This window comes from Campylobacter ureolyticus, from assembly GCF_027277485.1.
Lineage (GTDB): Bacteria > Campylobacterota > Campylobacteria > Campylobacterales > Campylobacteraceae > Campylobacter_B > Campylobacter_B ureolyticus_B.
Map to the genome: position 1 here is coordinate 1 of NZ_JAPXGQ010000009.1, position 20,806 is coordinate 20,806.

General features: G+C 29.8%; 20 protein-coding genes, 5 tRNA genes and 1 pseudogene. 6 read left to right on the forward strand and 20 right to left on the reverse strand.

From position 1 onward, the window contains the following. The 6 genes and pseudogenes from O6B72_RS06035 to O6B72_RS06060 all read right to left on the reverse strand — a co-directional run. Positions 1 to 2,082 (reverse strand): annotated as a pseudogene (locus tag O6B72_RS06035) (autotransporter outer membrane beta-barrel domain-containing protein); the annotation flags it as partial. A 401-nt stretch (positions 2,083 to 2,483) separates the two neighbouring features. Further along, a tRNA-Ser gene (locus O6B72_RS06040) sits at positions 2,484 to 2,571 on the reverse strand. Between the two features lie 2 nt (positions 2,572 to 2,573). After that, entirely contained in the window at positions 2,574 to 2,759 is a 186-nt protein-coding gene (locus O6B72_RS06045) for a putative periplasmic lipoprotein (protein WP_269492629.1), read from the reverse strand. Continuing rightward, positions 2,748 to 2,822, reverse strand: a tRNA-Cys gene (locus O6B72_RS06050). The genes O6B72_RS06045 and O6B72_RS06050 overlap by 12 nt, the downstream gene beginning before the upstream one ends. Before the next feature lie 12 nt (positions 2,823 to 2,834). After that, positions 2,835 to 2,921: transfer RNA gene (locus O6B72_RS06055), tRNA-Leu, on the reverse strand. 12 nt (positions 2,922 to 2,933) lie between these two features. Further along, positions 2,934 to 3,008: transfer RNA gene (locus O6B72_RS06060), tRNA-Gly, on the reverse strand. A 130-nt stretch (positions 3,009 to 3,138) separates the two neighbouring features. On the opposite strand from O6B72_RS06060, the gene O6B72_RS06065 reads away from it, so the two are divergent. From O6B72_RS06065 to O6B72_RS06080, 4 genes are all read left to right on the forward strand, one after another. Next, positions 3,139 to 3,214, forward strand: a tRNA-Ala gene (locus O6B72_RS06065). Between the two features lie 169 nt (positions 3,215 to 3,383). Then, positions 3,384 to 4,613 (forward strand): tyrosine-type recombinase/integrase, encoded by a 1,230-nt coding sequence (locus O6B72_RS06070; protein WP_269492557.1) that lies wholly within the window; start codon positions 3,384 to 3,386, stop codon positions 4,611 to 4,613. Continuing rightward, positions 4,606 to 5,724, forward strand: a complete 1,119-nt coding sequence (locus O6B72_RS06075) for a hypothetical protein (protein ID WP_269492559.1) — start codon at positions 4,606 to 4,608, stop codon at positions 5,722 to 5,724. Before O6B72_RS06070 ends, O6B72_RS06075 begins: the two co-directional genes overlap by 8 nt. Before the next feature lie 320 nt (positions 5,725 to 6,044). Then, complete coding sequence (locus O6B72_RS06080; RefSeq protein WP_269492560.1) at positions 6,045 to 7,244, forward strand: hypothetical protein; 1,200 nt, start codon at positions 6,045 to 6,047, stop codon at positions 7,242 to 7,244. 771 nt (positions 7,245 to 8,015) lie between these two features. Here O6B72_RS06080 and O6B72_RS06085 read toward each other — a convergent pair. Further along, complete coding sequence (locus O6B72_RS06085; RefSeq protein ID WP_101637103.1) at positions 8,016 to 8,540, reverse strand: hypothetical protein; 525 nt, start codon at positions 8,538 to 8,540, stop codon at positions 8,016 to 8,018. A gap of 40 nt (positions 8,541 to 8,580) precedes the next feature. Beyond that, entirely contained in the window at positions 8,581 to 9,987 is a 1,407-nt protein-coding gene (locus O6B72_RS06090) for an SPFH domain-containing protein (protein WP_269483251.1), read from the reverse strand. A gap of 158 nt (positions 9,988 to 10,145) precedes the next feature. Here O6B72_RS06090 and O6B72_RS06095 point away from each other — a divergent pair, with 158 nt between their 5' ends. Then, positions 10,146 to 11,045, forward strand: a complete 900-nt coding sequence (locus O6B72_RS06095; protein WP_269492561.1) for an FUSC family protein — start codon at positions 10,146 to 10,148, stop codon at positions 11,043 to 11,045. Then, the gene (locus tag O6B72_RS06100) at positions 11,026 to 11,238 is read left to right on the forward strand and encodes a hypothetical protein (RefSeq protein WP_269492562.1); all 213 of its coding nucleotides are present in this window, start codon (positions 11,026 to 11,028) and stop codon (positions 11,236 to 11,238) included. The genes O6B72_RS06095 and O6B72_RS06100 overlap by 20 nt, the downstream gene beginning before the upstream one ends. On the opposite strand, the gene O6B72_RS06105 is transcribed toward O6B72_RS06100, so the two are convergent. From O6B72_RS06105 to dxs, 12 genes are all read right to left on the reverse strand, one after another. Then, positions 11,203 to 11,664 (reverse strand): EamA family transporter, encoded by a 462-nt coding sequence (locus tag O6B72_RS06105; protein ID WP_269492564.1) that lies wholly within the window; start codon positions 11,662 to 11,664, stop codon positions 11,203 to 11,205. The genes O6B72_RS06100 and O6B72_RS06105 overlap by 36 nt on opposite strands. Then, positions 11,633 to 12,082: a DMT family transporter gene (locus O6B72_RS06110; protein ID WP_269492566.1), complete on the reverse strand. Its 450-nt coding sequence runs from the start codon at positions 12,080 to 12,082 to the stop codon at positions 11,633 to 11,635. The genes O6B72_RS06105 and O6B72_RS06110 overlap by 32 nt, the downstream gene beginning before the upstream one ends. Before the next feature lie 45 nt (positions 12,083 to 12,127). Continuing rightward, entirely contained in the window at positions 12,128 to 12,652 is a 525-nt protein-coding gene (tpx, locus tag O6B72_RS06115) for a thiol peroxidase (protein ID WP_016646510.1), read from the reverse strand. Between the two features lie 72 nt (positions 12,653 to 12,724). Beyond that, positions 12,725 to 13,144: an RDD family protein gene (locus tag O6B72_RS06120; protein WP_101637106.1), complete on the reverse strand. Its 420-nt coding sequence runs from the start codon at positions 13,142 to 13,144 to the stop codon at positions 12,725 to 12,727. Positions 13,145 to 13,165: 21 nt separating this feature from the next. Then, entirely contained in the window at positions 13,166 to 13,717 is a 552-nt protein-coding gene (gene frr, locus O6B72_RS06125; protein WP_024962425.1) for a ribosome recycling factor, read from the reverse strand. A gap of 25 nt (positions 13,718 to 13,742) precedes the next feature. Then, a complete protein-coding gene (secG, locus tag O6B72_RS06130; protein WP_101637108.1) occupies positions 13,743 to 14,078 on the reverse strand; it encodes a preprotein translocase subunit SecG in 336 nt (111 codons plus the stop codon). Positions 14,079 to 14,143: 65 nt separating this feature from the next. Beyond that, positions 14,144 to 15,223 carry a 3-phosphoserine/phosphohydroxythreonine transaminase gene (gene serC, locus O6B72_RS06135; RefSeq protein ID WP_269492568.1) on the reverse strand — a complete coding sequence of 360 codons (1,080 nt, stop codon included), beginning with the start codon at positions 15,221 to 15,223 and terminating at the stop codon, positions 14,144 to 14,146. Between the two features lie 25 nt (positions 15,224 to 15,248). After that, on the reverse strand, positions 15,249 to 16,415 hold the full coding sequence (gene xseA, locus O6B72_RS06140) for an exodeoxyribonuclease VII large subunit (RefSeq protein WP_269492569.1): 1,167 nt from the start codon (positions 16,413 to 16,415) through the stop codon (positions 15,249 to 15,251). Beyond that, entirely contained in the window at positions 16,412 to 17,128 is a 717-nt protein-coding gene (gene ubiE / locus O6B72_RS06145; protein WP_024962429.1) for a bifunctional demethylmenaquinone methyltransferase/2-methoxy-6-polyprenyl-1,4-benzoquinol methylase UbiE, read from the reverse strand. The genes xseA and ubiE overlap by 4 nt, the downstream gene beginning before the upstream one ends. Next, entirely contained in the window at positions 17,103 to 18,470 is a 1,368-nt protein-coding gene (locus tag O6B72_RS06150) for a CYTH domain-containing protein (protein ID WP_269492570.1), read from the reverse strand. Before O6B72_RS06150 ends, ubiE begins: the two co-directional genes overlap by 26 nt. A 29-nt stretch (positions 18,471 to 18,499) precedes the next feature. Then, positions 18,500 to 18,913, reverse strand: coding sequence for a Fur family transcriptional regulator (locus O6B72_RS06155; RefSeq protein WP_269487139.1), 414 nt, complete (start codon positions 18,911 to 18,913; stop codon positions 18,500 to 18,502). A 39-nt stretch (positions 18,914 to 18,952) separates the two neighbouring features. Further along, positions 18,953 to 20,803, reverse strand: coding sequence for a 1-deoxy-D-xylulose-5-phosphate synthase (gene dxs / locus O6B72_RS06160; protein ID WP_269492572.1), 1,851 nt, complete (start codon positions 20,801 to 20,803; stop codon positions 18,953 to 18,955). Positions 20,804 to 20,806 lie beyond the last annotated feature (3 nt).

The following is a 20,806-nucleotide window of genomic DNA, read 5'->3' on the forward strand; positions in this document are numbered from 1 at the left end:
ACCATAAATTATACCTTTAACTAAAAAGTGTTTACCTAAAGTATTTATATCTCTTCCTGAGTTATGAAATAAATTTATAGTGTTATTTATAGCATCGCCTTCATTTGAGTAGCCACCATAAACATCATCACCTATATTTGATGAAGTTATATCTATAGTGTTTTCATTAGCTGTTCCACTACCTGTTGACCAACCACCTATGATGAAAGAATTTATTTGTGAATTATCTACTAAAATTTCATTTGAGTTAGTATCTTTTTCTCCTTGTCCGCCAATAACTTTTTTTGCTTGTGTTTTGTTTAGTAAAATTTTATTTTCATTGGCATTTGCTTTTTTAGTATATCCACCATAAATATCACCCACACTTGAAGAGGTTAAATTTAGATTATTTTTGTTGACATCACCATAATCTGAATATCCACCATAAGCGGATTTTTCTATTACGGAATTATTTACTGAGACTTCATTTTCACTAGCTGAACCTTTATAGGCAAAACCACCATAAGCAAAATTGGTTTTTCTTAAATTTTGTATCAAAATTTTATTTTCATTAGCTGTTCCACTACCTGTTGACCAACCACCTATGATGAAAGAATTTATTTGTGAATTATCTACTAAAATTTTATTTAAGTTGGTATCTTTTTTTCCTTTTCCACCAATAACACTAGTTGCTATTGTCTTGCTTAATAAAATATTATTTTCATTGGCATTGCCTTCGTCTGATAAACCACCATAAACTAATTTTCTTATTGTAGAATCATTTATTAAAACTTTATTATCATTGGTGTTGCCTTTTTTAGCATATGCACCAAAAACTGAGTCATTTATTTTAGAGTCATTTTTTATAGTAACACTATTTGAGTTAGCTACGCCATTTTTTGAATAACCACCAGTCATAAAACTATTTACTGTTGATTTGTCTACTAAAATTTTATTTAAATTTGCATCTTCATTTCCCCATCCACCCCTAACTGGGCCTTTTACTGTTGATGATGAAGTTATAGTCACAACATTATTCTTAGCTTGTCCATTTTCGTCTGCACGACCACCATTAATATCATCATTCACGATTGATCGATCTCTCACAATAATCCGATTTAAATTTGCTTCTTTACCATCAGAATAACCACCATTAATTTGTTGTTCTATTTTTGAATCTATAATTTCAACTATATTTGAATTAGCTTTTACAGAAACTGATCGTCCACCATCAATGGAAACCCCTTGATTAGGTGCCGTGTTTATTTCAGATGAATTTACAATGACTTTATTTGAGTTTGCTTGCCCTTTTTCAGCCCATCCACCAACTACTCTTCCTTTTACTTTTGATCCATTTATTATTTCGACTTTATTATTATCAGTTGTCATAGACTCTTGATGCCATTCAAGATATCCCCCTGCAACATTACCACCTACTGATGAATTATTTATAGTGACATCATTGTCATTTGCATTTTTATTTGTAGAAATTCCACCATATACATATGTTTTAACATTTGAGTTAGTAACATCTACTTTGTTTTTATTGGCATCTCCGTTCAACGAATATCCACCATAAACATTAGAAATACCACCATTGCCATCACCACCAATATTTTTGACACTTACTGAGTTTTCATTAGCATTTAAAGAAAGAGAGACTCCACCAAATAAATCAATATCTCTTTCAGGATTGTTAGGAATTTGTGTAAAATTTAATTTATTATTTAAAGCATTATTTTTTACAGACAATCCACCTACTAAATATGCAGTATTAGTACTTGCTATACTTTTGCTAAGAGAATCTAAAGTTATATTTAAAGTATAGTATTTTATATCCCCACTTTGCGCTGCTCCTGCAATATATGAAACTCGATCATCTGTATTTGTTATTTTATCAAGAATTTCATTTTGAGTTTTTCCTACATAAATCCTACTAGAATATTTTAAAAAAGACATCTCAACTCCACCGCCTGGAGCAGTTGAGAAGTCAAAGCCACTAAAATCAAAATCATTTTTTTTATTAGCAAAGTCAGCCTCACTTGCACTTATAGTGCCGCACAATATCGCTGCCAATATCGATGAAATGACTATATTTTTCATCTATTTCTCCTTATGCACATAATTTATAGCGTATTTTACATATTATTTACTTAAAAAGGTATAATATACAGTTTCTTAGTTTTAGTTATATTTGAAATTTTATCAATAGTTGATTTTATTTTTATAGCTAAAAATTTTGCAGTTAAAATATCATCTGTAAAAAGAGAGTATTTAATTTTTCTATCTTTGTAAGCCTTATCAAAATAATAATAACTATTTTTTACTTATATTATTAGAAGTCATTTTTAACTCCTAATTTTAAAACCATTTTATGTAACAAAACGCCATATTTTATGTAACATCTTGAAATTTCATAAAAAATAGATAAAATTTGATGATTTTTAGAAGTTAAGATAATAACGATATTATCGTTATTTAAAAGTATTTTTAGATAGTATAAATGGCCGGGAAATAGGGATTCGAACCCCAGGAGGTGTGACCCTCAACGGTTTTCAAGACCGCCGCTTTCGACCGCTCAGCCATTTCCCGAACTATTCAGTTTTTTCTGAGACCCACTCTGCTCCATCGTGGACTTTATCTTTTGTCCATTCAACATTTTGTTTAGTATCACTCTTAACACCATGCCAAGTGCTAGAACAACCTGCTAAAAACAATAACGCTATAAATGCAGATAAAATAAATCTCATAACTTTTCCTTTATTTGTTGGAGGCGACACTCGGATTTGAACCGAGGATCAGAGCTTTGCAGGCTCCTGCCTTAGCCACTTGGCTATGTCGCCTTGCAACGCTAATGGTGCCCAGAGCCGGACTTGAACCGGCACGGAAAAAACTTCCGAGGGATTTTAAGTCCCTTGCGTCTACCATTCCGCCACCTGGGCAAAACACCTTAATGGAGCGGGAAACGAGATTCGAACTCGCGACCCCAACCTTGGCAAGGTTGTGCTCTACCCCTGAGCTATTCCCGCATTTTTAAAACTGAATTGAAATCATACCAAATTTAAACTTAAAAATTTATTTATTTTGCAAATTTTTTTATTTTTTTATTTTAAAGGATATTATAAGAAATTTTCAGTAGAATTATGTTTTAAAATATTTGGGGGCATAGCTCAGCTGGGAGAGCGCTTGAATGGCATTCAAGAGGTCGGCAGTTCGATCCTGCTTGTCTCCACCATCTCACTTTTTCGATATCCATATTTTAGGCTTTTTAAACGACTAATTAACAAAATAGGTAATCGCATTAATTATATAAAATTATCGTTAATTACCTATTTAAATTCCCTATTTTTTAAAAAAACTGAAAAAATTTATATAATTAATAACAAAACCATAAAGGATTTGTTATGAAAAAAACAAAATATATACGCGACAACATAGAATTTAGAAAAGACCCTTACTCTTTTTTAATGGCTTATACACTTGATGAATATGTGGACGATAAAAAAGAAAAACTGGCAGGTAATCTTTATGTCAGAATTAAAAGAAGTGCAAATGGCAAAAAATTTTTCAAGAACTATTACGTAAAGCTCTCATCAAACAAATGGCAACTAATAGGAAGCATTGATGATATAAGCTATAGAGATGCTATAACACAATGTTTTGCACTAGAACAAGCTTACAGGAATGAAAATAATGAATACATATTCAGAAATGCTTTTGAGGCATTTTTAAAGGTTAATGACACATTAAAACCTGCGACAATAAATAAAAAACGCAAACTTTTTAACCACGCTCAAAATTTGCATAACACCGATATAAGACTTATTAAGTGGCAGTCAATTCAAGATATAATCATTGAATTACGTGATAAAAAAGTATACACTTCAATGGCACAATTTTTTTCATTGATGAGGGACTTTTTTGCCTGGGCTTTTGCGAACAATATGGTTGAGAAAGACATAACTTGGGGACAAAAACTCAAGTATATAAAGGTGTATGAAAAAGGTCAATATGCTTATATTCAAGGCACTGACGCCTTAAAATCTCTAGTTGAATATATCTATTCATATCCTCATCAATCAAACATTAGAAACGCCCTAATATTCGGACTTTTAAGTGGTTTACGAAGTGCAAACATACGAAATTTACACGAAAAAAATATAAAAATTGATGAAAATGGCGAATACTATTTAGCTTTTACCGAAAATGAAACAAAGCTTGGAAAAGTCGAATATTTGGGACTTCCACAAGAAATAGGCAAATGGCTAAGTCAACAAAACCACAACATAAACGGCTATATATTTGAAAGCCGTAAAACACATCTAGCCCCAACAAGTGAGGCTTTAAGCAAGGCATTAAAAGGCTTTCAACACGAAAACATAAAGGGCGATAGAAATTTGACTACACATAGCCTTAGAAAAGCCGTTTCCACTTTCTGCTATGAAAACTTAAATCAAAACAAACTCTCAGAATATGCAATAGAAACCACGCTCTGGCACTCACAAAGTAAAGTGGCTATGTCATACAATAAAAGCACAAATATCGAAATAACTCGTAAAGTATTGAGTTGGTGGCTTGATTATATACGCTCTATCGTTAATTTTAATATTTTGGAGGATTATAAAAATGAGTAATTTAAGACCCCTCACAGAGAGTGTGAGGGAATTGGATTTGTTATCAAGTGAAATTATACCCAAAAATAGCTTAAAAACTCCTTATACTAGGGTTTTTAATGACGAAATAACAGAAAAAATAATAAAAATTCAAGAACTAGAAAATGGCAATATTCTAAACGAGTTTGAAACCATTTTTCATAGTTCAGAATATGCATTTTTAGGCATTTGCTTGACTTTTAGAGAGCTTGACAATGAAGTATATTATTCGAATACAACAATTCGAAAAAAGGGCAAGTGCAATAAAATAATCGCTGATTTACTAACCAAAAAAGAAAAAGAAATTATTAATGACGCCCCTGCAAAAATAGCAAGTGTGGGGTGCTTTGAACGACACAAAAATGGTCTAATACATAAGCATTCACTTTTAATATGTCGTAAAAAAGACTATGAAAAAGTCTATCTTTGGCTGAAAAGACACATTCCTAAACAAGGAATTACAGAACAAAAATATCTTAATTTCCGATATGTTCTAAAACAAAGAAAAACCATAGGTAAAGTAGCTGGAGTTCAAGAACAAAAAGAGTTGATTTATCTTACGAATAGTCGTATTTTTGATAAAATCTGTCTAAATTTAACAAAGGTTGCAGTGGAATACTGGCAACAATTTCAAAACAGAAAAAATAAACGAAACAAAACCACAAAAGACAGCGTAATCAACAGAACAACAAGCATTCGTTTCGTTAATAAAACAAAAAAAGTTGAAAATCAGCGACAAATAAATATAAATGGAATAGAGACAAGTGAGGGCAAATATCACTTCGAAGCAAAAGGTTTATTAACAGAAAAAGAGTTCAAAAAGCTAAAATCTAAAAGTCGAAATTTAAAAAGTCAAGACAAGAAAACAGCAAGGAAAATACTTTTGGGTTGGGCTACATATTTTGCTCGAAAAAGAGTAAAAATTACACCAACACCAAAACCAAAAAAAGATATTAAATCGACTAAAAACGAAAGGGGACAAGCAACAATAGTTATAGATGACCCACCTAAAGATTTTGACGTTTTGGGCTATCTAGGGTTGTTAAGTCAAGCAAAAAATAGTGATAGCTATTTTAAGACGGAATGGTCGTAAAAAAGCGTCACACTTTTTTACAATTTTTATGAGCCAAGTGCTTGTCACAGCTCATAAAAAATCTGCCCTTGTAGCAGCTCACGTTTTTATTGCCCCTTGTGGGCAATAAATTAGTGAGCTAATTTATCAAACGATAAATTAGCTCCTATAACGACCTAATTTTGGATATTTGAAATGAACTTGTTTTTGTAAAAAACCATAAAAAACGAGTGAAATAAATTAGGTCACTCTAATTTATTTGGGTCTGTTTTAATGAATTTAATTATATAAGCTATTTCAACAATAATTTATATAATTAAATATAAAACAGGAGTAGAAAAATGAGTATTTTCAGAGAACACAAAAGTAGTATTAACTTCAAAAAAGTCAAATCAATATACTATTCTTTACAACACAATCGACGTGAAAAAAAGCCGTCGTATATGTTGCCAAAAGACCTAATAACGAGAAAAAATGATTTTTCTGAACTTAAAGATGACAAATCACCTAATATGTTGGCTTTTTTAAGAAAAGTTTTTGCCGAAAATATGAAAATATATGAAAAAAACAAGCAAGGAAAGGGTGGAAACAGACCGAGATTTGAAAATACTTTACACGAAGCGATTGTAAATGTTAAAGAGGATACAACAACAGAGCAAATTTTTAAGGTATATGAAGCAATAATTAAAACAACAGGATACTATCCTGTCGCATCGTATATGCACTTCGACGAGGGTTATCTAGTGGATAAAAGCACATTAAACAACCCAAAACCAACTTGCCTTGTCGCAGGAAAAGACTACTGGGTCGATACGGACGGCAAGGCTTATCACATTTTAGATAAAAAAAGTGGAAAATATACAAAAGAGGCACCACTAGACATCACAAAGTACGTGGCAAAAACGAACCCACATTGTCACATTCTTTTGAGCTCATTTAATAATGGGATTCAAAAATACGGCAAAGTCACAAGACAGCAACTATCAGCACTACAGACAAAAGTCGCCGAAATCCTACAAATGGAAAGAGGACAAAAAGCCCAAATAACAGGGCGAAAACACATAAGTCATCAGCAGTTCAAGGAGATAAAAGCGAGAGAAAATGAGCTAAATGACCGAGAAATTCAGTTAAACAAAAGGGAAAATCGGCTCAACACCAGAGAAAAAGAAATTCAGCAAAGCACACACATAACCCAAGATGAGTATAATACACTCGCAGAACACTCATCACAGCTAACAAAGTTTTTAAAGGCGTCAAATGAGATAATAATCCGAGAATGTGGAAAAGCGATAAGATACGAAATGAAGGAGCAAGGGGGTTTTAAGCGTGATGATTATGCAGACCTTGAGAAAATGCAAACAAAAATGTATGTTGCAAATAATAACCTTGTAGTTAGTCCTGATGAGATTTTTAAAAGCTTTGAGGAGTTTTCAAGCCGATACAAAATCCAACCAAAAATCGAAACAAAACTCAAAGAGCTAGAAAATGAACTTAAAAATGAAAACAATGCTACTATTTCTACCACTCAATACGGTCGGTAGAATGGGGTTTTTATCCACTTTACCCCCCAAATGTAGATATAATATATAATATTAAATAGAGACAACTTAACACATAAAAAAGTAAAATTTGCAGTATAGAAAATGAATGGGGGGGTGGGGTTTCTCCTCGTAGCCATCATATCGCTATTTTTTCGAAAGGACATCAAGGGTTGCCGTAGGCAATCCACGAGCGAAGCGACGCCCTTGATGGACTGAACGAAAAAATGGCAAGATAATGATGGCGGAGAAAGAAGCGAAGTGTTTTTAGGCTCCTGCCTGTCCCTTCCTATTTAAAATATTTATAAAAGGACAGGTAGGAAAAAACACTGAGCGACCCACCCCCATTCATTTTTTCTTATCTTTTTGTGTTTTTATTGCGTTTTATTAACACATTCTAACTTATTTTTTGGTATAATACACTCAATAGTTAAGGGTTAAATTGTCACAAAACCTTTATCTTTTATTTTTCTAGTGAGGGGTTTTATACCCCTTGACTTTAATAGAAAAAAAATATACAATATCAATTAAGAAAAATAAAAGGGAATATTCGAAAAAGTGACAATTTAAGTTTCAAACCTTAAACAACTCACTTTTTGATACAAAATCTCTTAAGTTTTCTCGATATTTTACAGGTTTTTGTTATTTTTTAAGCGTTTTCTTAAAAAATTTAGGTAATCGGTTTAAAAAATTACCTGAAATATTTAAATATCGATGATATGGTGTTTTTGGAGCTGTTTCAAAAGTAGCTTGTCTCCACCATTTATACATTTCTTAATTTATCTTTTCAAAAAGAAGATATAAAAATCCACCCCAACCTATTATAAGCAAGATAAAATAAAAGATGTGTGAATAAAAACCACTTCCTTTAATGCTTTTATTTGTATCTTTATCGTCTTTTTCTTCATATTTTTTTTCTAAATATTCTTTAAAAAACTTATTTTCTAGGATGAAATTTTGTATATCTTCAGGGCTTTTTAAATCATTGTTCTCTAGTATGTAAAGCATATCATACTTTTGACATGCTTCATCTAAATTTGAAAAATCTTTTTTTAAATCATATTTTAAAATTTGAATTTGTCTTATTATGTTTTTATCAACCATATCTAAATTTAAAGCTATTGCTTCATAGTTAAAGCACTTTAGATTTAAATAGTAATTGATTTTTTCATCTAAAAGTTCTAGTAAAATCTCTATATTTTCACCACTCAAAATGATATTTTTTGCAAAGTTTGCAAAATCTTCACATTTTTTTATTTCCGCATCTTTTTGTGATAAAATATCTTCAAAACTTCTCAAAATAAAACCTTTTCACAATTTTAATGGTATTATAGCAAATTTACTCTTCTTTTTTGCCTGTAAATTTATCTATTATTTTTTTTCCTATTTCACTTTGATTTAACCCCTCAAGCATTGAGGCTAAATTTGTACCGCCTTTTGAGCTTAAAACATCTCCTATTTTATTTACTCCACTTGCAACATTTCCTTCATTTGCAATGATCTTAAGATCTGCATTACTTAATGCTTTTGCTTGCTCAAGCCCGATATCCCTATTAGCTTCAATTTGCTTTATAGATATTAAATAAGTTTGATATCCCTCATTTTCTCCAATTTCTTTTGCAAGCTCTATTTGAGCATTTACAGGAGCTAACTCTTTAAGCCTTAAAGCCTCAGCTTCGGCTGAGCCTATTTTAAGAGTTCCTTGGGCTTCCTTATCTTTCATCTCCAAAAGAGCTGCCGCTGCTAGAAATTGCTTTTCTTTATCACCTTGAGCAACTAAAATTTGATTTTCTTTTATAGCTTCTGCATCTTTGATTTTAGCATTTTTTCTAGCTTCGGCATCGATTTCAATTTTTCTTTGATCTTGCTCGGCCCTAACTATTTCAACTTGTTTTTTAATCTCAGCTTCTTTTACATCTTTTACTCTAACTACTTCCATCTCTTTTTCTTTTGTGATTTTTTCTTGATCTTTTATAAGCTGATTTGCAAGTTCTTTTGAAATAGCTACCTCTCTTTCGTTTTCAACGGTTTTTAATCCAACTATTTTATTGGCATCTTGTTGTTTTACCTCTGTTGCTTGAACAGCTTCAATTTCTGCTATTTGAGCTAACTTTAAGTTGTTTGCAACCTCTATTCTACTTTCTTTTTCAATTTCGGATTTTTTCTTCTCCATTATGTTGAATATAACTTTACTTCCACTACTATCTCTAATATCCATTAATTCTATATTTTTAACAGGTTCTATTCCCCAGCTTTGAAGCTGAATTTTAACTGCTTTTGTAAAATCATCCCCAAGCTCAGATCTAATTTGCAAAATATCTTCTAATGCTCTACTTGATAAAATACTTCTAATTGAGCCTTGAATAATATTTGTAAGTTGGATTTGTAAATCTTCGAAACTCTCCACTCTTTGAGCTGCCAAATTTGAATCTTCTATCCTAAAAAAAGCTGTGATATCCACAACAAAAGGAAGTCTTCCTAAATCATAAGCCTCATAATCATCTATTTTTATAGCAAAAACAGAAACCGGTAAAACTATCTTTGTTATACCAAAAATCGGCACCCAGCTAGGAAACTCATAATAAGTATTTCCATTTCCTGTATCTTTTCCATAGCTTACTGTTTTATTTGAACTTTGAACTATGTGAACTTCATTTGTCTCAACAACTCGTCTAAAAAACAGTGGAATTATAATACAAAGTGCAATAACAACTGCAATTATGCCCAAAAATATATTTAAAACCATAACTCTTCCTTTTGAAATAGAAATAATAAAATTATATCTTAATATTTGTTATAGAAACATAAATTTATAATGATTATTAAATATCTTGATTTATAAAAATTTATAGGGTAAAATTTTTCAAAAATTTATATTTAGAATTAATATGACTTTGGGATTTTATGAATATTATTAAAACAATAAGTTACGAAATAAATAAAATATTAGAAATAAATAAAGATGATTCAACTTGGCATCTTGCATTTTTTACGGGTTTTTGCATGTCGGCTCCACTTTTAGTAGGGGCTTTTTTAAACAATATGCATTTAGCAGTTATTAGTTCAATGGGTACAATGCTTTTTTTATATACTCCAAAAACACCGCTTTATCATAGAATGATAGTTTTAATGGCTTGTGGATTTGGTTTTATAGTAAGTTTTATCTTTGGAGGATTAGCACATTTCTCACCACATATAAGTCCAATTGTTTTATGTGTTTTAACTATTATTGTAACAATGGCTGTAAGATTTTACCAATTATCAAACCCTGGAAATTTCTTCTTTATAATGATTGCTACGATATCTATCTTTTTACCTTTTAAAACATCACAGCTTATAGAAATTAGTGGGTATTTTGTCTTAGGGACTATTTGGGCTGTAATAGTTGCCTTTATATATAGTTTATTAACTGCAAAAATTTTAAAAATAGAAGAGATTAAAAAGATAAAATATGATGGCTTTGATAATGTAGTTGTTGATAGTGTGATAATTGGATTTTTTGTTGGATTTAGTATTTTAATAGCACAAATAATAGGCATTGAAAGAGCGTATTGGGTGCCAATTTCTACACTAGCAATCCTACAAGGAATGACTTTAAGAAGCAAATGGACAAGGCAAATTCATAGAATTTTGGGAACCGCAATAGGAATAGCTTTAGTATATTTTTTGCTGCGTTTAAATTTAAATAGCCTACAAATTGCAATTTTAATAGGTGTTCTTGGCTTTTTAGCACAACTTACAATCACTAAACACTATGGTTGTAGCCACAATTTTTATAACTCCGATGACTGTTTATATGGCTGAAATGAGTGGAGTAATAAGTGGTGGAGCAACAACTTTGATTGTAGCAAGGCTTGAAGATATTATTCTAGGAAGTATAATTGGTTTTATTGGTGGAATTTGTTTACACAATCTTAAATTTAGAAAAATAATAATAAAAACAATTTACTTTTTTATAAATTTACTTCCTTCTAGCAAGCAAGATCGTGCAGCTTAATATCATTATAAAACCAATATAGTCTAAAAATACATACCTTTGCTCTAAAAACAGATAAATAAAAAAAGCTGATGCAACAGGCTCAATGGCTGCTAATAAACTAGTCTTTGTAGGGCCTAAAATACTTAATCCCTTCATATAAAAACTAAATGAGATAATAGTTCCAAAAAATACAGTTCCAAATATAGCAAAAAGTCCATCTATATCTTTTACTCCGTGATGAATCCAGTTTTTATTTATCAATGCAGCTAAAATGCCGCCTATTATAAGCCCGTAAGAAAGAGTTGTTAAAATACCATACTTTTTATTTATATTTATTGGAGTTATGCTATAAACCAAAATACAAAGTGCTGAAATTAACCCAAAAACAATAGCTTCTTTTGGGATAGCAAAATCAAATTTTAGATGAGTTGCTAAAAAAAACACCTCCCATAACAAGAAAAAGCGATAAAATTTCAAGCTTTGTAGGAAATTTTTTGTTTATAACTGCCATATAAATCATAATAAAAGCTGGAGATGTGTATTGTAAAATAGTTGCAATTGCAGCATTGCTTAATTTTATGCTTAAAAAATAAGTATATTGACACAAAAAAAGTCCAAAAATAGCATAAAATATTAAAATAAAAAAATCTTTTTTATCACTAAAAATTAAAAAAATATCTCTTTTTTGATTTTTAAGTGCTATGAAAAACAAAAATATTCCACTTGCCAAAAGTCTAACTACAACCAACCACTCAGCTGAAACTTTTTTTATATCAAGTAGATACTGACCACAAGCAGATGAAAGTCCCCAAAAGATAGCACTAAAAATAGTGAATAAAAATCCCGCCATAAAACTATGCATTTATCATCCTAAAATATTGAGAATTATAGCGGGATTTAAGCTTATTTAGCAGCCTCTAGGACCACATCCTAAGTTTAAAGCTTTTATCACTCCATCATAATTAGGCTCTTTTGTAATCTCGCTAACTACTTCTTTATAAATAATTTTTGAGTCTTTATCAATAACAAAAATAGCTCTTGCAAGAAGTCCTTTTAAGGCACCACTGTCTATTAAAACACCATATTTTTTACCAAATTCTTTGCATCTAAAATCACTTAATGCATTAATGTTTTTAATATTTTCAGCCCCACAAAATCTGCCTAGTGCAAAAGGTAAGTCCATTGAAACAACACTGAAATTTACATTTTTTAAATTTGCCATTTTTTCATTAAATTTCTTTGTTTCCATTGCACAAACACCAGTATCAAGTGATGGAACTGTTGCAATAACTTGAATTTTTTCACTTGATCCACCAACTTTTAAAGTTTTTAAATCTGCTAAAACTAACTCTACTTCAGGTGCATAATCACCAACGCTAAGCTCATCACCAACTAGTTTAACAGCTTCACCATTTAATGTAACTTTACTCATAATTTCTCCTTAAATAAATTTAGCATATTATAACTTTTTGGTGTTAATAAAAATGTAATTTTTTATTTATTTTTATTCTTTCTTTTTTGCAGGAGTAGAATTTGTTAAAATATCATGCAGATTTAATCTATCTTTTCTAAAAAAGCACATTAATATTCCAAATAAAAAAGTACTTCCAAAAATAAAAATAAGATATCTTAAAAAAGCTCTAAAAAAACCTATTTTCTTACCAGTTTTTATATCTATTAAATAAATTTCTTGTGATTTATAGCCAGGAGTTTGAGCTTTTAAACTAAAGAAAAGTGAAGTTATAATGCCGTAAACAAGCCAAACTAATAAAATAGCTATTTGATTTTTTTGAAAATTTTCTTTTGAACCCAAAATGGCATACGTAGTAAAGTATAAAAGCGGCATAGAAATTAGAAATATATCTATAATAAAAGCTTTTATTCTTAAAAAGACAGGTGCAATAACAGCTTTTTGTTTAGCCATTTTGCACCATTTTAAAATTTATCATACTTTTAAAAGTTCAGCTTCTTTTTGTTTTAAAACATCATCAACTTTATTATTAAAGTTATCGGTGATTTTTTGAACTTCATCATGAGCTTTTTTTGCTTCATCTTCTGAGATTTCTTTTTCTATTTTTTTAATCTCATCGTTTGCATCTTTTCTAGCATTTCTTATACTAACTTTTGCTTTTTCACCCATTGCTTTTGATCTTTTAACATTTTCTTGTCTTTGTTCAGTTGTCATCGGTGGAAAAAATAACTTTATGCATTCACCATCATTGTTTGGATTTACACCAATATTTGCAGCTTGGATAGCTGTTTCAATAGTCTTTAACATCGGTTTTTCCCAAGGAGTTACGGTTATCGTCATCGCATCGGTTGCTAAAACGGTAGCTACTTGGTTCAATGGAGTTTGATTTCCATAGTAATCAACATAAATATTATCAAGCACATTAACGCTTACTTTTCCGGTTCTTAGAGTTAGAAAATCTTTTTTCAAAGACTCAATTGCTTTTTTAGAAGCTTCTTCTTGTGTTTTATAAATTTTATCTAGCATATTTATCCTTTATAATTTCGCCGTTTTAATTTACCTTAGGAGCTTCAGGCACTGCTTTAGTCTCTGGAACATCATTTGTCTGGGCAGGAATTTGAAGGGATTTTGTATCAATACTGTCTATGACAGATTTTGAATTGCTTTTTTGATAATAATATCCTAAAGCTAAAGTATTTAAAATAAATAAAATTCCCATGATAACTGTAAATTTAGCTAAAAACCCACCAGCACCTTTTGCACCAAATAAACTTTCATTACTTCCACTATAAACCCCAAGTCCCATTGATGAACTTTTTTGAAGTAATATGGCTATGGTAAGTATTACAGTTAGTACAAATTGTAAAACTAATAAAATTGTTGTCAAATTTAATCCTTTTATTTTTTATTAACCTTTGATTATACACAAAAAATATAAATTTTTAGTTAATTTTAGCCATTTTTCTTTGCAAAATCTCTCATAAAGCTAACTAAAGTTTCAACATTTTCATAAGTTATAGCATTATAAATAGAAGCTCTAATACCTCCTAAATGCCTATGACCTTTAAGTCCCATCATATTATTTTCTAGAGCTTCACAAACAAATTTTTTCTCAAATTCTTCACCTTTTGTAATATTAAAACTCACATTCATCAAAGACCTTGAATCTTTCTTTGCATGACCTTTATAAAAGTCGCTCATTTCATCAATTGCAGAGTATAAAAGTGCGGCTTTCTTCTCATTTTTTTCATTAACTGCTTTTAAGCCACCTTCTTTAATAAGTTTTTCAAGCATTAAATTTAGCATATATATTCCAAAAGTATTTGGAGTATTGCTCATAGAATTTGCATCAATTTGAGTTTTGTATCTTAAAATATTTGGAACATTACTTGCAACTCTATTTGCTAAATCTTTTCTGATGACAACTAACGTAACGCCTGCTGGGCCACCATTTTTTTGAATTCCACCATAAAAAAGACCAATGTTTTTTGTATCAATTTCTCTTGAAAAAAGATCACTTGAACTATCTATAACTAGCAAAGATTTTGTTTTTGGAAACTCCTTATATTGTGTTCCATAAATAGTGTTGTTTGAACAAATATAAGTATAATCGGCATCCTGGCTAAGTTCAGGAATTAAAGGAATTCTATCAAAATTTGTATCTTCGCTGCTTGCTACAACCTTATAATTTATTCCTAAAATTTCAGCTTCTTTTATCGCTTTTTTAGTCCAAACGCCTGTATTTATATACTCACATACTTTACCTGTACTTAAATTCATAGGAATTTGGGCAAATTGAAGACTTGCACCACCTTGCAAAAATAAAACTGCATAATCATCATTAAAGCCATAAAGCTCTTTTACTCTTTTTTCAGCACTATTTATAACATCATCAAAAACTGCACTTCTGTGCGATACTTCCATTATAGAAAATCCCTTATTTTGATAGCTTAAAAGCTCATCTTGTGCTGTTTTTAAAACATCTAGTGGTATTGTGCTTGGACCTGCACTAAAATTTATAACTCTATTCAAAACCTCTCCTTTTTTATTAAATCATTTAAATAATAGTTGCTTTTTTGCTTGTTGTTTGTGAGTGTAACGTTATTATATCACCATTTTCAAGATCATTTAAAGAGATATTTTTACCATCTTTTTGAACTTGAATTAAATTTTTAGTAATGCTAAAGAAATGATTTTTTTCCTCTAAAAGTGCTTTTTTTATAGCTAAATCACTTTCAAATTTTGAAATTTTGCCTTGAATTGCAAAATTTAATTTATGCTCTATATCTTTCAGGTTTGTAAAGCTCATCTCTATTTTTGAATTAAGTGCTATTTTTTTAAAACTCAATTCCAAATTTAAAACTTTATTTTTAGCGTTTAAAAAACGCTCTTTTATTGCTTTTTTAAAATTTGTCTCAAGATTGTCTATTTTTTGCATAAGTTCATTTTTGTCAGGAAGTAAATCAATCATTGATGCTGTTGGTGTAATGCTTCTATGATCAGCCACAAAATCACTTATACTAAAATCTATCTCATGCCCAACAGCTGAAATTATAGGAGTTTTTGCCTCAAATATCGCTCTTGCTAAACCCTCATCATTAAAGCACCATAAATCCTCTTTGCTTCCACCGCCTCTTGCTAAAACTATCGCATCATATCCTACTAAATCGGCTTTTTTTAAAACTTTTATAAGATCATTTGCTGCTAAATTTCCTTGAACTAAGGAGTTGTAAAAATAAAGCTTGCAAAGATCAAATCTAGTTTTTGCAGTTTTTATAATGTCTTCATAAGCAGCTGATCCAATACTTGTAATAACGGCAATTTTACTTGGAAATTTAGGAAGTGGTTTTTTGTAATCTTGGCTAAAAAGCCCCTCTTTAAAAAGTTTTTCTTTTAATTCTAAAAAAGCTTTTTCTAAATCACCAGTTCCTGCTTCTTTCATGGATTTTACAATAAGTTGGTATCTACCACTTTCTTTATAAATACTTGCACTTGCCTCTAAAATAACCTCATCACCGTCTTTTGGATCAAATTTGACAAGCTGGTTATTAAATCTAAACATTGCACAAGATACAGATGCATCTTTGTCTTTTAGGGTAAAATACCAATGCCCTGATGAATGCTTTGTAATGCGTGAAATTTCACCCTTTACATTCAAATTTGATAAATTAAGCTCAAGTAAAGTTTTAGCCTGTTCATTTAGCTCAGATACACTTATAATCATAAATCTTTTACTTTTTTAACAATAAATAATGTAGAAATATCAAAGCTATAACTTTTTACAAGCTCGCTTTCAAAACCTGCACCATTAAGCTCTCTTACAAAGCTTTCTTTATCTAAAAAATTCTCTATTGAATCAGGTAAATACTCATAAGCTTCTTTGTTTTTAGAAATAAATCCTCCAACTTTCGGGAGTATTTTTGAAACATAAAAATCCCTTACCTTTGATATAATTCCATTTTTATTAGGTTTTGCAAACTCTAAAACAACTAAATATCCACCAATTTTTAAAATACGGTTGAACTCTTCTAGAGCTTTTACTCTTTCAACAACATTTCTTATACCATAGCTTATACTTATAACATCTACACTTTTATCTTCTAGGGTTGTATTTGCTGCATCGGCTTGTATAAATTTAAAATTTGGAAATTTAGTTTTGGCAACTTCAAGCATTCCGCTACTTGGATCAATACCTATTAAAGAAGTTATGTTTGCATTATAACCTTTTGACATATCACTCCAAAGTCTCATCATATCGCCTGTTCCACAGGCAACATCAGCTATACTTAAATCATTATTTATAAACTTTGCTAAAATTGCAGCACAAGCTTCTTTTCTCCAGCTTTCATCTATGCCAAAACTCATAGCTTTATTTGCTTTATCATATGTTGGAGCTATCTTGTTAAACATATCAATGATTTTGTTTTGATTTTTCATAAATTTCCTTTTTATAATATACTTTTAAAACTTTAGAAGATCTTCTAGCCTCATCTATAAATTTTGATTTTTCACCTATTAGTTTGCTTCTTAGCTCAAACATAAAAACTGAAATTTCATCTTTTTGTTCTTTCAAAAAAGCTTTATTTTCACCTTTGTCATATAAATTTATTATTTCACACCAACTATTTCTATCATATAAATCATCAAGGCGAATACTTAGCTTCAAAACTTCTTTGTATATTTTTTTTATTATTTTAATATCAAAAACCAAATAAAAGCTTTTTAATAAAGATTTTAAACTGTCAATAAAAATTTTAAACTCAAAAAATTCACTGTTTAAAGACTCACTTGATAATTTATTAAATTTTTTCTGAACTAAAACAAGATTAAATCTTATTTTTCTAGCTACAAATTCTTTAAGAATTTTACTATCTTTTTTATAGAAACCATTAAAATCCTCTAAGAAAATCTCATAGTTAAAATCTTTTTTGAAACCAAAAAACTCATTTTGATTTTTTAAAACAAACTCTAAACTATTAATTGTTTTTTTAGAGTAACTTATAGTTTTAAAATAATCAATCAAGCTTTTAAATTTATAAATTTCATCTATGTTATCTAAATTTTGCCTTAACAAATTTTGCAAATTTGTAAAAATTTCATCATCTATAATGTCCTTAAATTCATTTAAAAGTGATGAAATTTCAATTGTTTTTTGTCTTAAATCATATAAAAAATCATTATTTTTTGTCAAAGTATATTTTTCGAAAGTACTTAAATACTGAAAATTGAATTGGTTGATTAAGATTAAAAAAGCCTCATAAGCATCAATATCATCAGGAAAAACAAGCTTTAAAAAAGGTAAAGTTTTTAAAACTTGAATAGTTTTTTTATTATCAAGTTTTAAATATGCTTTTTTATAAAAAAGCATATTGTCGTAAAATTTTTCATCTGTGATTTCTTTCATATCTATATTTTTAAAGATAGTAGGCAAATTAAAATTGTTTTCTTTGTTATCAAATTCTAAAGTAGCAAAACCTTTGTAATCTTCCAAAATAAAATCGCTACCCTCTATGCTAAATTTATAACTTTGCTTACTTATAATAGGAGATATTTTCAATGCTTCTTTATATTCATTTTTTGAAATCTCAATCTCGAATTTAGTTTTTTTATTAAAATTATAAGTTGTAATGAAATATTTTTCATCTTTTTTTGAATATATTATTTTTTCAAATTTTGTAAATTTGGTGCAAAATTGGGATATATTTGATTTAACTACTAAGATATTATTTTCATAAAGAATATTTAAGATATCATCATTTTTAAGTAAAAATTTACGCACGATACCCACTCTCCTTTACGAAAAATAAACTAATTCTTGCAGTTTTGACACTCATCAACAAAAGCTGTTATATTTAAATCTTCTATTTTAGTATTTGTATTTTTTTCTAAAATTTTATGATAGTTTTTTAAGTCTGAAGTTTCACAATCACAGTCTTTTACATATCCGCATTTTTTACAAACGATATGAATATGTGGCTTTTCTTTAATATCAAATTTAGACTTTAAATTTGGTCTTAAAACCTCTGTAACTAAACCACAATCAAGTAAAGTTCCTAGATTTTTATAAACAGTTGCCAAAGAAATTGAAGGGTAGTCTTTTTTTATCTCATCGTATAGCTCATCGATTGTTGGATGAGTGTGTTTAGCAAGAGTTTTTAAAATACAAAGTCTTTGCGGAGTTGCTTTTAAACCAATATCTTTCAGTAAATCAATATATTGCATTAAAGTCCTTATGAGTTTTATAAATCAATTATAATTTTATCAAAAGTTCTTTAAATTAGGTTTATTGTGTAAAATTTTATCTTTTTGTATAAAATTTTTTATCTTATCAACACTTATACCAAGACTATCTTCAACCAAATTTGTATTTCCATGAGTTATGAAAACATCATCATATTCAAAACTCTTTACTCTTACATCAAAAATTTCTTTTTCTTGTAAAAAAGCTGAGATAATCTCTAGCAATCCACCTTTTTTTACACTATCACTAAAAATATACCAAACTTTACTATAATTTGCCAAATCCAAAAGAAGCTCTTCATCAATAGGTTTTGCAAAAATTAAATCTATTAAATTTATATCATCATCAAGACTTTCTAAAACCTTGTAAGCTTTTCCAATAGCATTTCCATAACCTAAAAAGCTTATATTTGCCTTTTTATCTATTAAAATTTCACCTTTTCCTAGCTTTATTTCACAAGGTTTAAACTCATTATCTAAAATAAAGCTTCCTCTTGGATAGCGAATTGCCAAAACACCTTTATGCCTATAAGAATATTCTAAAATTTCTTTAAAGCTAGCTTCATCGCGTGGAGAAATCATAGTGATGTTTGGAACCGCGTTTAAAAAACTTATATCAAAAGCTCCTTGATGGGTTTCTCCATCTTCACCCACAATCCCTGCTCTATCCATGGCAATTACAACATTTAAGTTCATAATCGCACAATCATGTATCACTTGGTCATAGGCTCTTTGCATAAATGTAGAATAAATCGTAATATAAGGCTTAAAGCCCTCTTTTGCCATTGCAGCCATTGAAGTTACTGCATGTTGTTCGGCAATTGCCACATCCCAAAAGCGCTCTGGAAAAGCATCAATTAATGCATCCATACCTGTTCCAGTTGGCATAGCAGCAGTAACACCTACAATATTATCATACTTTTTAGCTAAATTTAATAAATTTAAAGAGTAAATAGCCGTAGCTGATTTTTTGCCTGTTTTTTTAAAGCTTTTTCCACTTTTTAAATCAAATGGGCTAACACCATGCCATTTTGCATCAAATCCTTCGGCATAATTATAGCCTTTTCCTTTTAGTGTCTGAGCATGAACAACAACTGGCTTATTTAGCTTTTTAGCTGTTTTAAGTGTTTTTATTAAAGCCTCTAAATTATGTCCATCAACTGGACCTATATATTTAAGTCCAAGCTCTTCAAACAAAAGACCAGGAGTAATTAACTTTAAACTCTCTTCAAATCTTTTTGCTAAATATGAAGCACTATCTGGTAAGTTTTTAGATACAAAATCTTTTATAAAGTTTCTAAAATTCATATATAATGGCTCAGCCATTTTTTGGCTTAAATACTTGCTTAGTGCACCTATCGGTTTACTTATGCTCATTTCATTATCATTTAAAATTATAACACAAGGATATTTTCTATCACCCAACTCATTTAAAGCTTCATAAACCATACCCGCACTCATTGCTCCATCACCGATAAGTGCTATTGGAAGCCTATCTTCATTTTTAAGCTTTATAGCTTTTGCAGCTCCCACTAAAAGAGAAATTGAAGTTGAGCTATGTCCTGCTATAAAATAATCAAACTCACTTTCGCTAGGTTTTGTATATCCACTAAGTCCTCCAAACTGCCTAATAGTAGAAAATTCATCCCAACGCTTGGTTAAAAGTTTGTGAGTGTAGCTTTGATGACTTACATCGAAAATAAAGGGGTCTTTTTTAACATCAAAGACATAGTGCATAGCAACTATAAGTTCTACTGCTCCAATATTTGAACTAAGATGTCCGCCGTTGTGACTAACAACATCTAAAATTCTTTTTCTTATATCTTCGCAAAGAAGTTTTAATTCATCTAAGCTTTTGTTTTTAATATCCAAAAC

What these genes read in the sequence shown, in the direction of transcription:
- O6B72_RS06070 (WP_269492557.1), top strand. Translation starts at nt 3,384, where the DNA reads ATGAAAAAAACAAAATATATACGCGACAACATAGAATTTAGAAAAGAC.
- O6B72_RS06075 (WP_269492559.1), top strand. Translation starts at nt 4,606, where the DNA reads ATGAGTAATTTAAGACCCCTCACAGAGAGTGTGAGGGAATTGGATTTG.
- O6B72_RS06080 (WP_269492560.1), top strand. Translation starts at nt 6,045, where the DNA reads ATGAGTATTTTCAGAGAACACAAAAGTAGTATTAACTTCAAAAAAGTC.
- O6B72_RS06090 (WP_269483251.1), bottom strand. Translation starts at nt 9,987, where the DNA reads ATGGTTTTAAATATATTTTTGGGCATAATTGCAGTTGTTATTGCACTT.
- O6B72_RS06095 (WP_269492561.1), top strand. Translation starts at nt 10,146, where the DNA reads ATGAATATTATTAAAACAATAAGTTACGAAATAAATAAAATATTAGAA.
- O6B72_RS06100 (WP_269492562.1), top strand. Translation starts at nt 11,026, where the DNA reads ATGACTGTTTATATGGCTGAAATGAGTGGAGTAATAAGTGGTGGAGCA.
- O6B72_RS06110 (WP_269492566.1), bottom strand. Translation starts at nt 12,082, where the DNA reads ATGCATAGTTTTATGGCGGGATTTTTATTCACTATTTTTAGTGCTATC.
- tpx (WP_016646510.1), bottom strand. Translation starts at nt 12,652, where the DNA reads ATGAGTAAAGTTACATTAAATGGTGAAGCTGTTAAACTAGTTGGTGAT.
- O6B72_RS06120 (WP_101637106.1), bottom strand. Translation starts at nt 13,144, where the DNA reads ATGGCTAAACAAAAAGCTGTTATTGCACCTGTCTTTTTAAGAATAAAA.
- frr (WP_024962425.1), bottom strand. Translation starts at nt 13,717, where the DNA reads ATGCTAGATAAAATTTATAAAACACAAGAAGAAGCTTCTAAAAAAGCA.
- xseA (WP_269492569.1), bottom strand. Translation starts at nt 16,415, where the DNA reads ATGATTATAAGTGTATCTGAGCTAAATGAACAGGCTAAAACTTTACTT.
- ubiE (WP_024962429.1), bottom strand. Translation starts at nt 17,128, where the DNA reads ATGAAAAATCAAAACAAAATCATTGATATGTTTAACAAGATAGCTCCA.
- O6B72_RS06155 (WP_269487139.1), bottom strand. Translation starts at nt 18,913, where the DNA reads ATGCAATATATTGATTTACTGAAAGATATTGGTTTAAAAGCAACTCCG.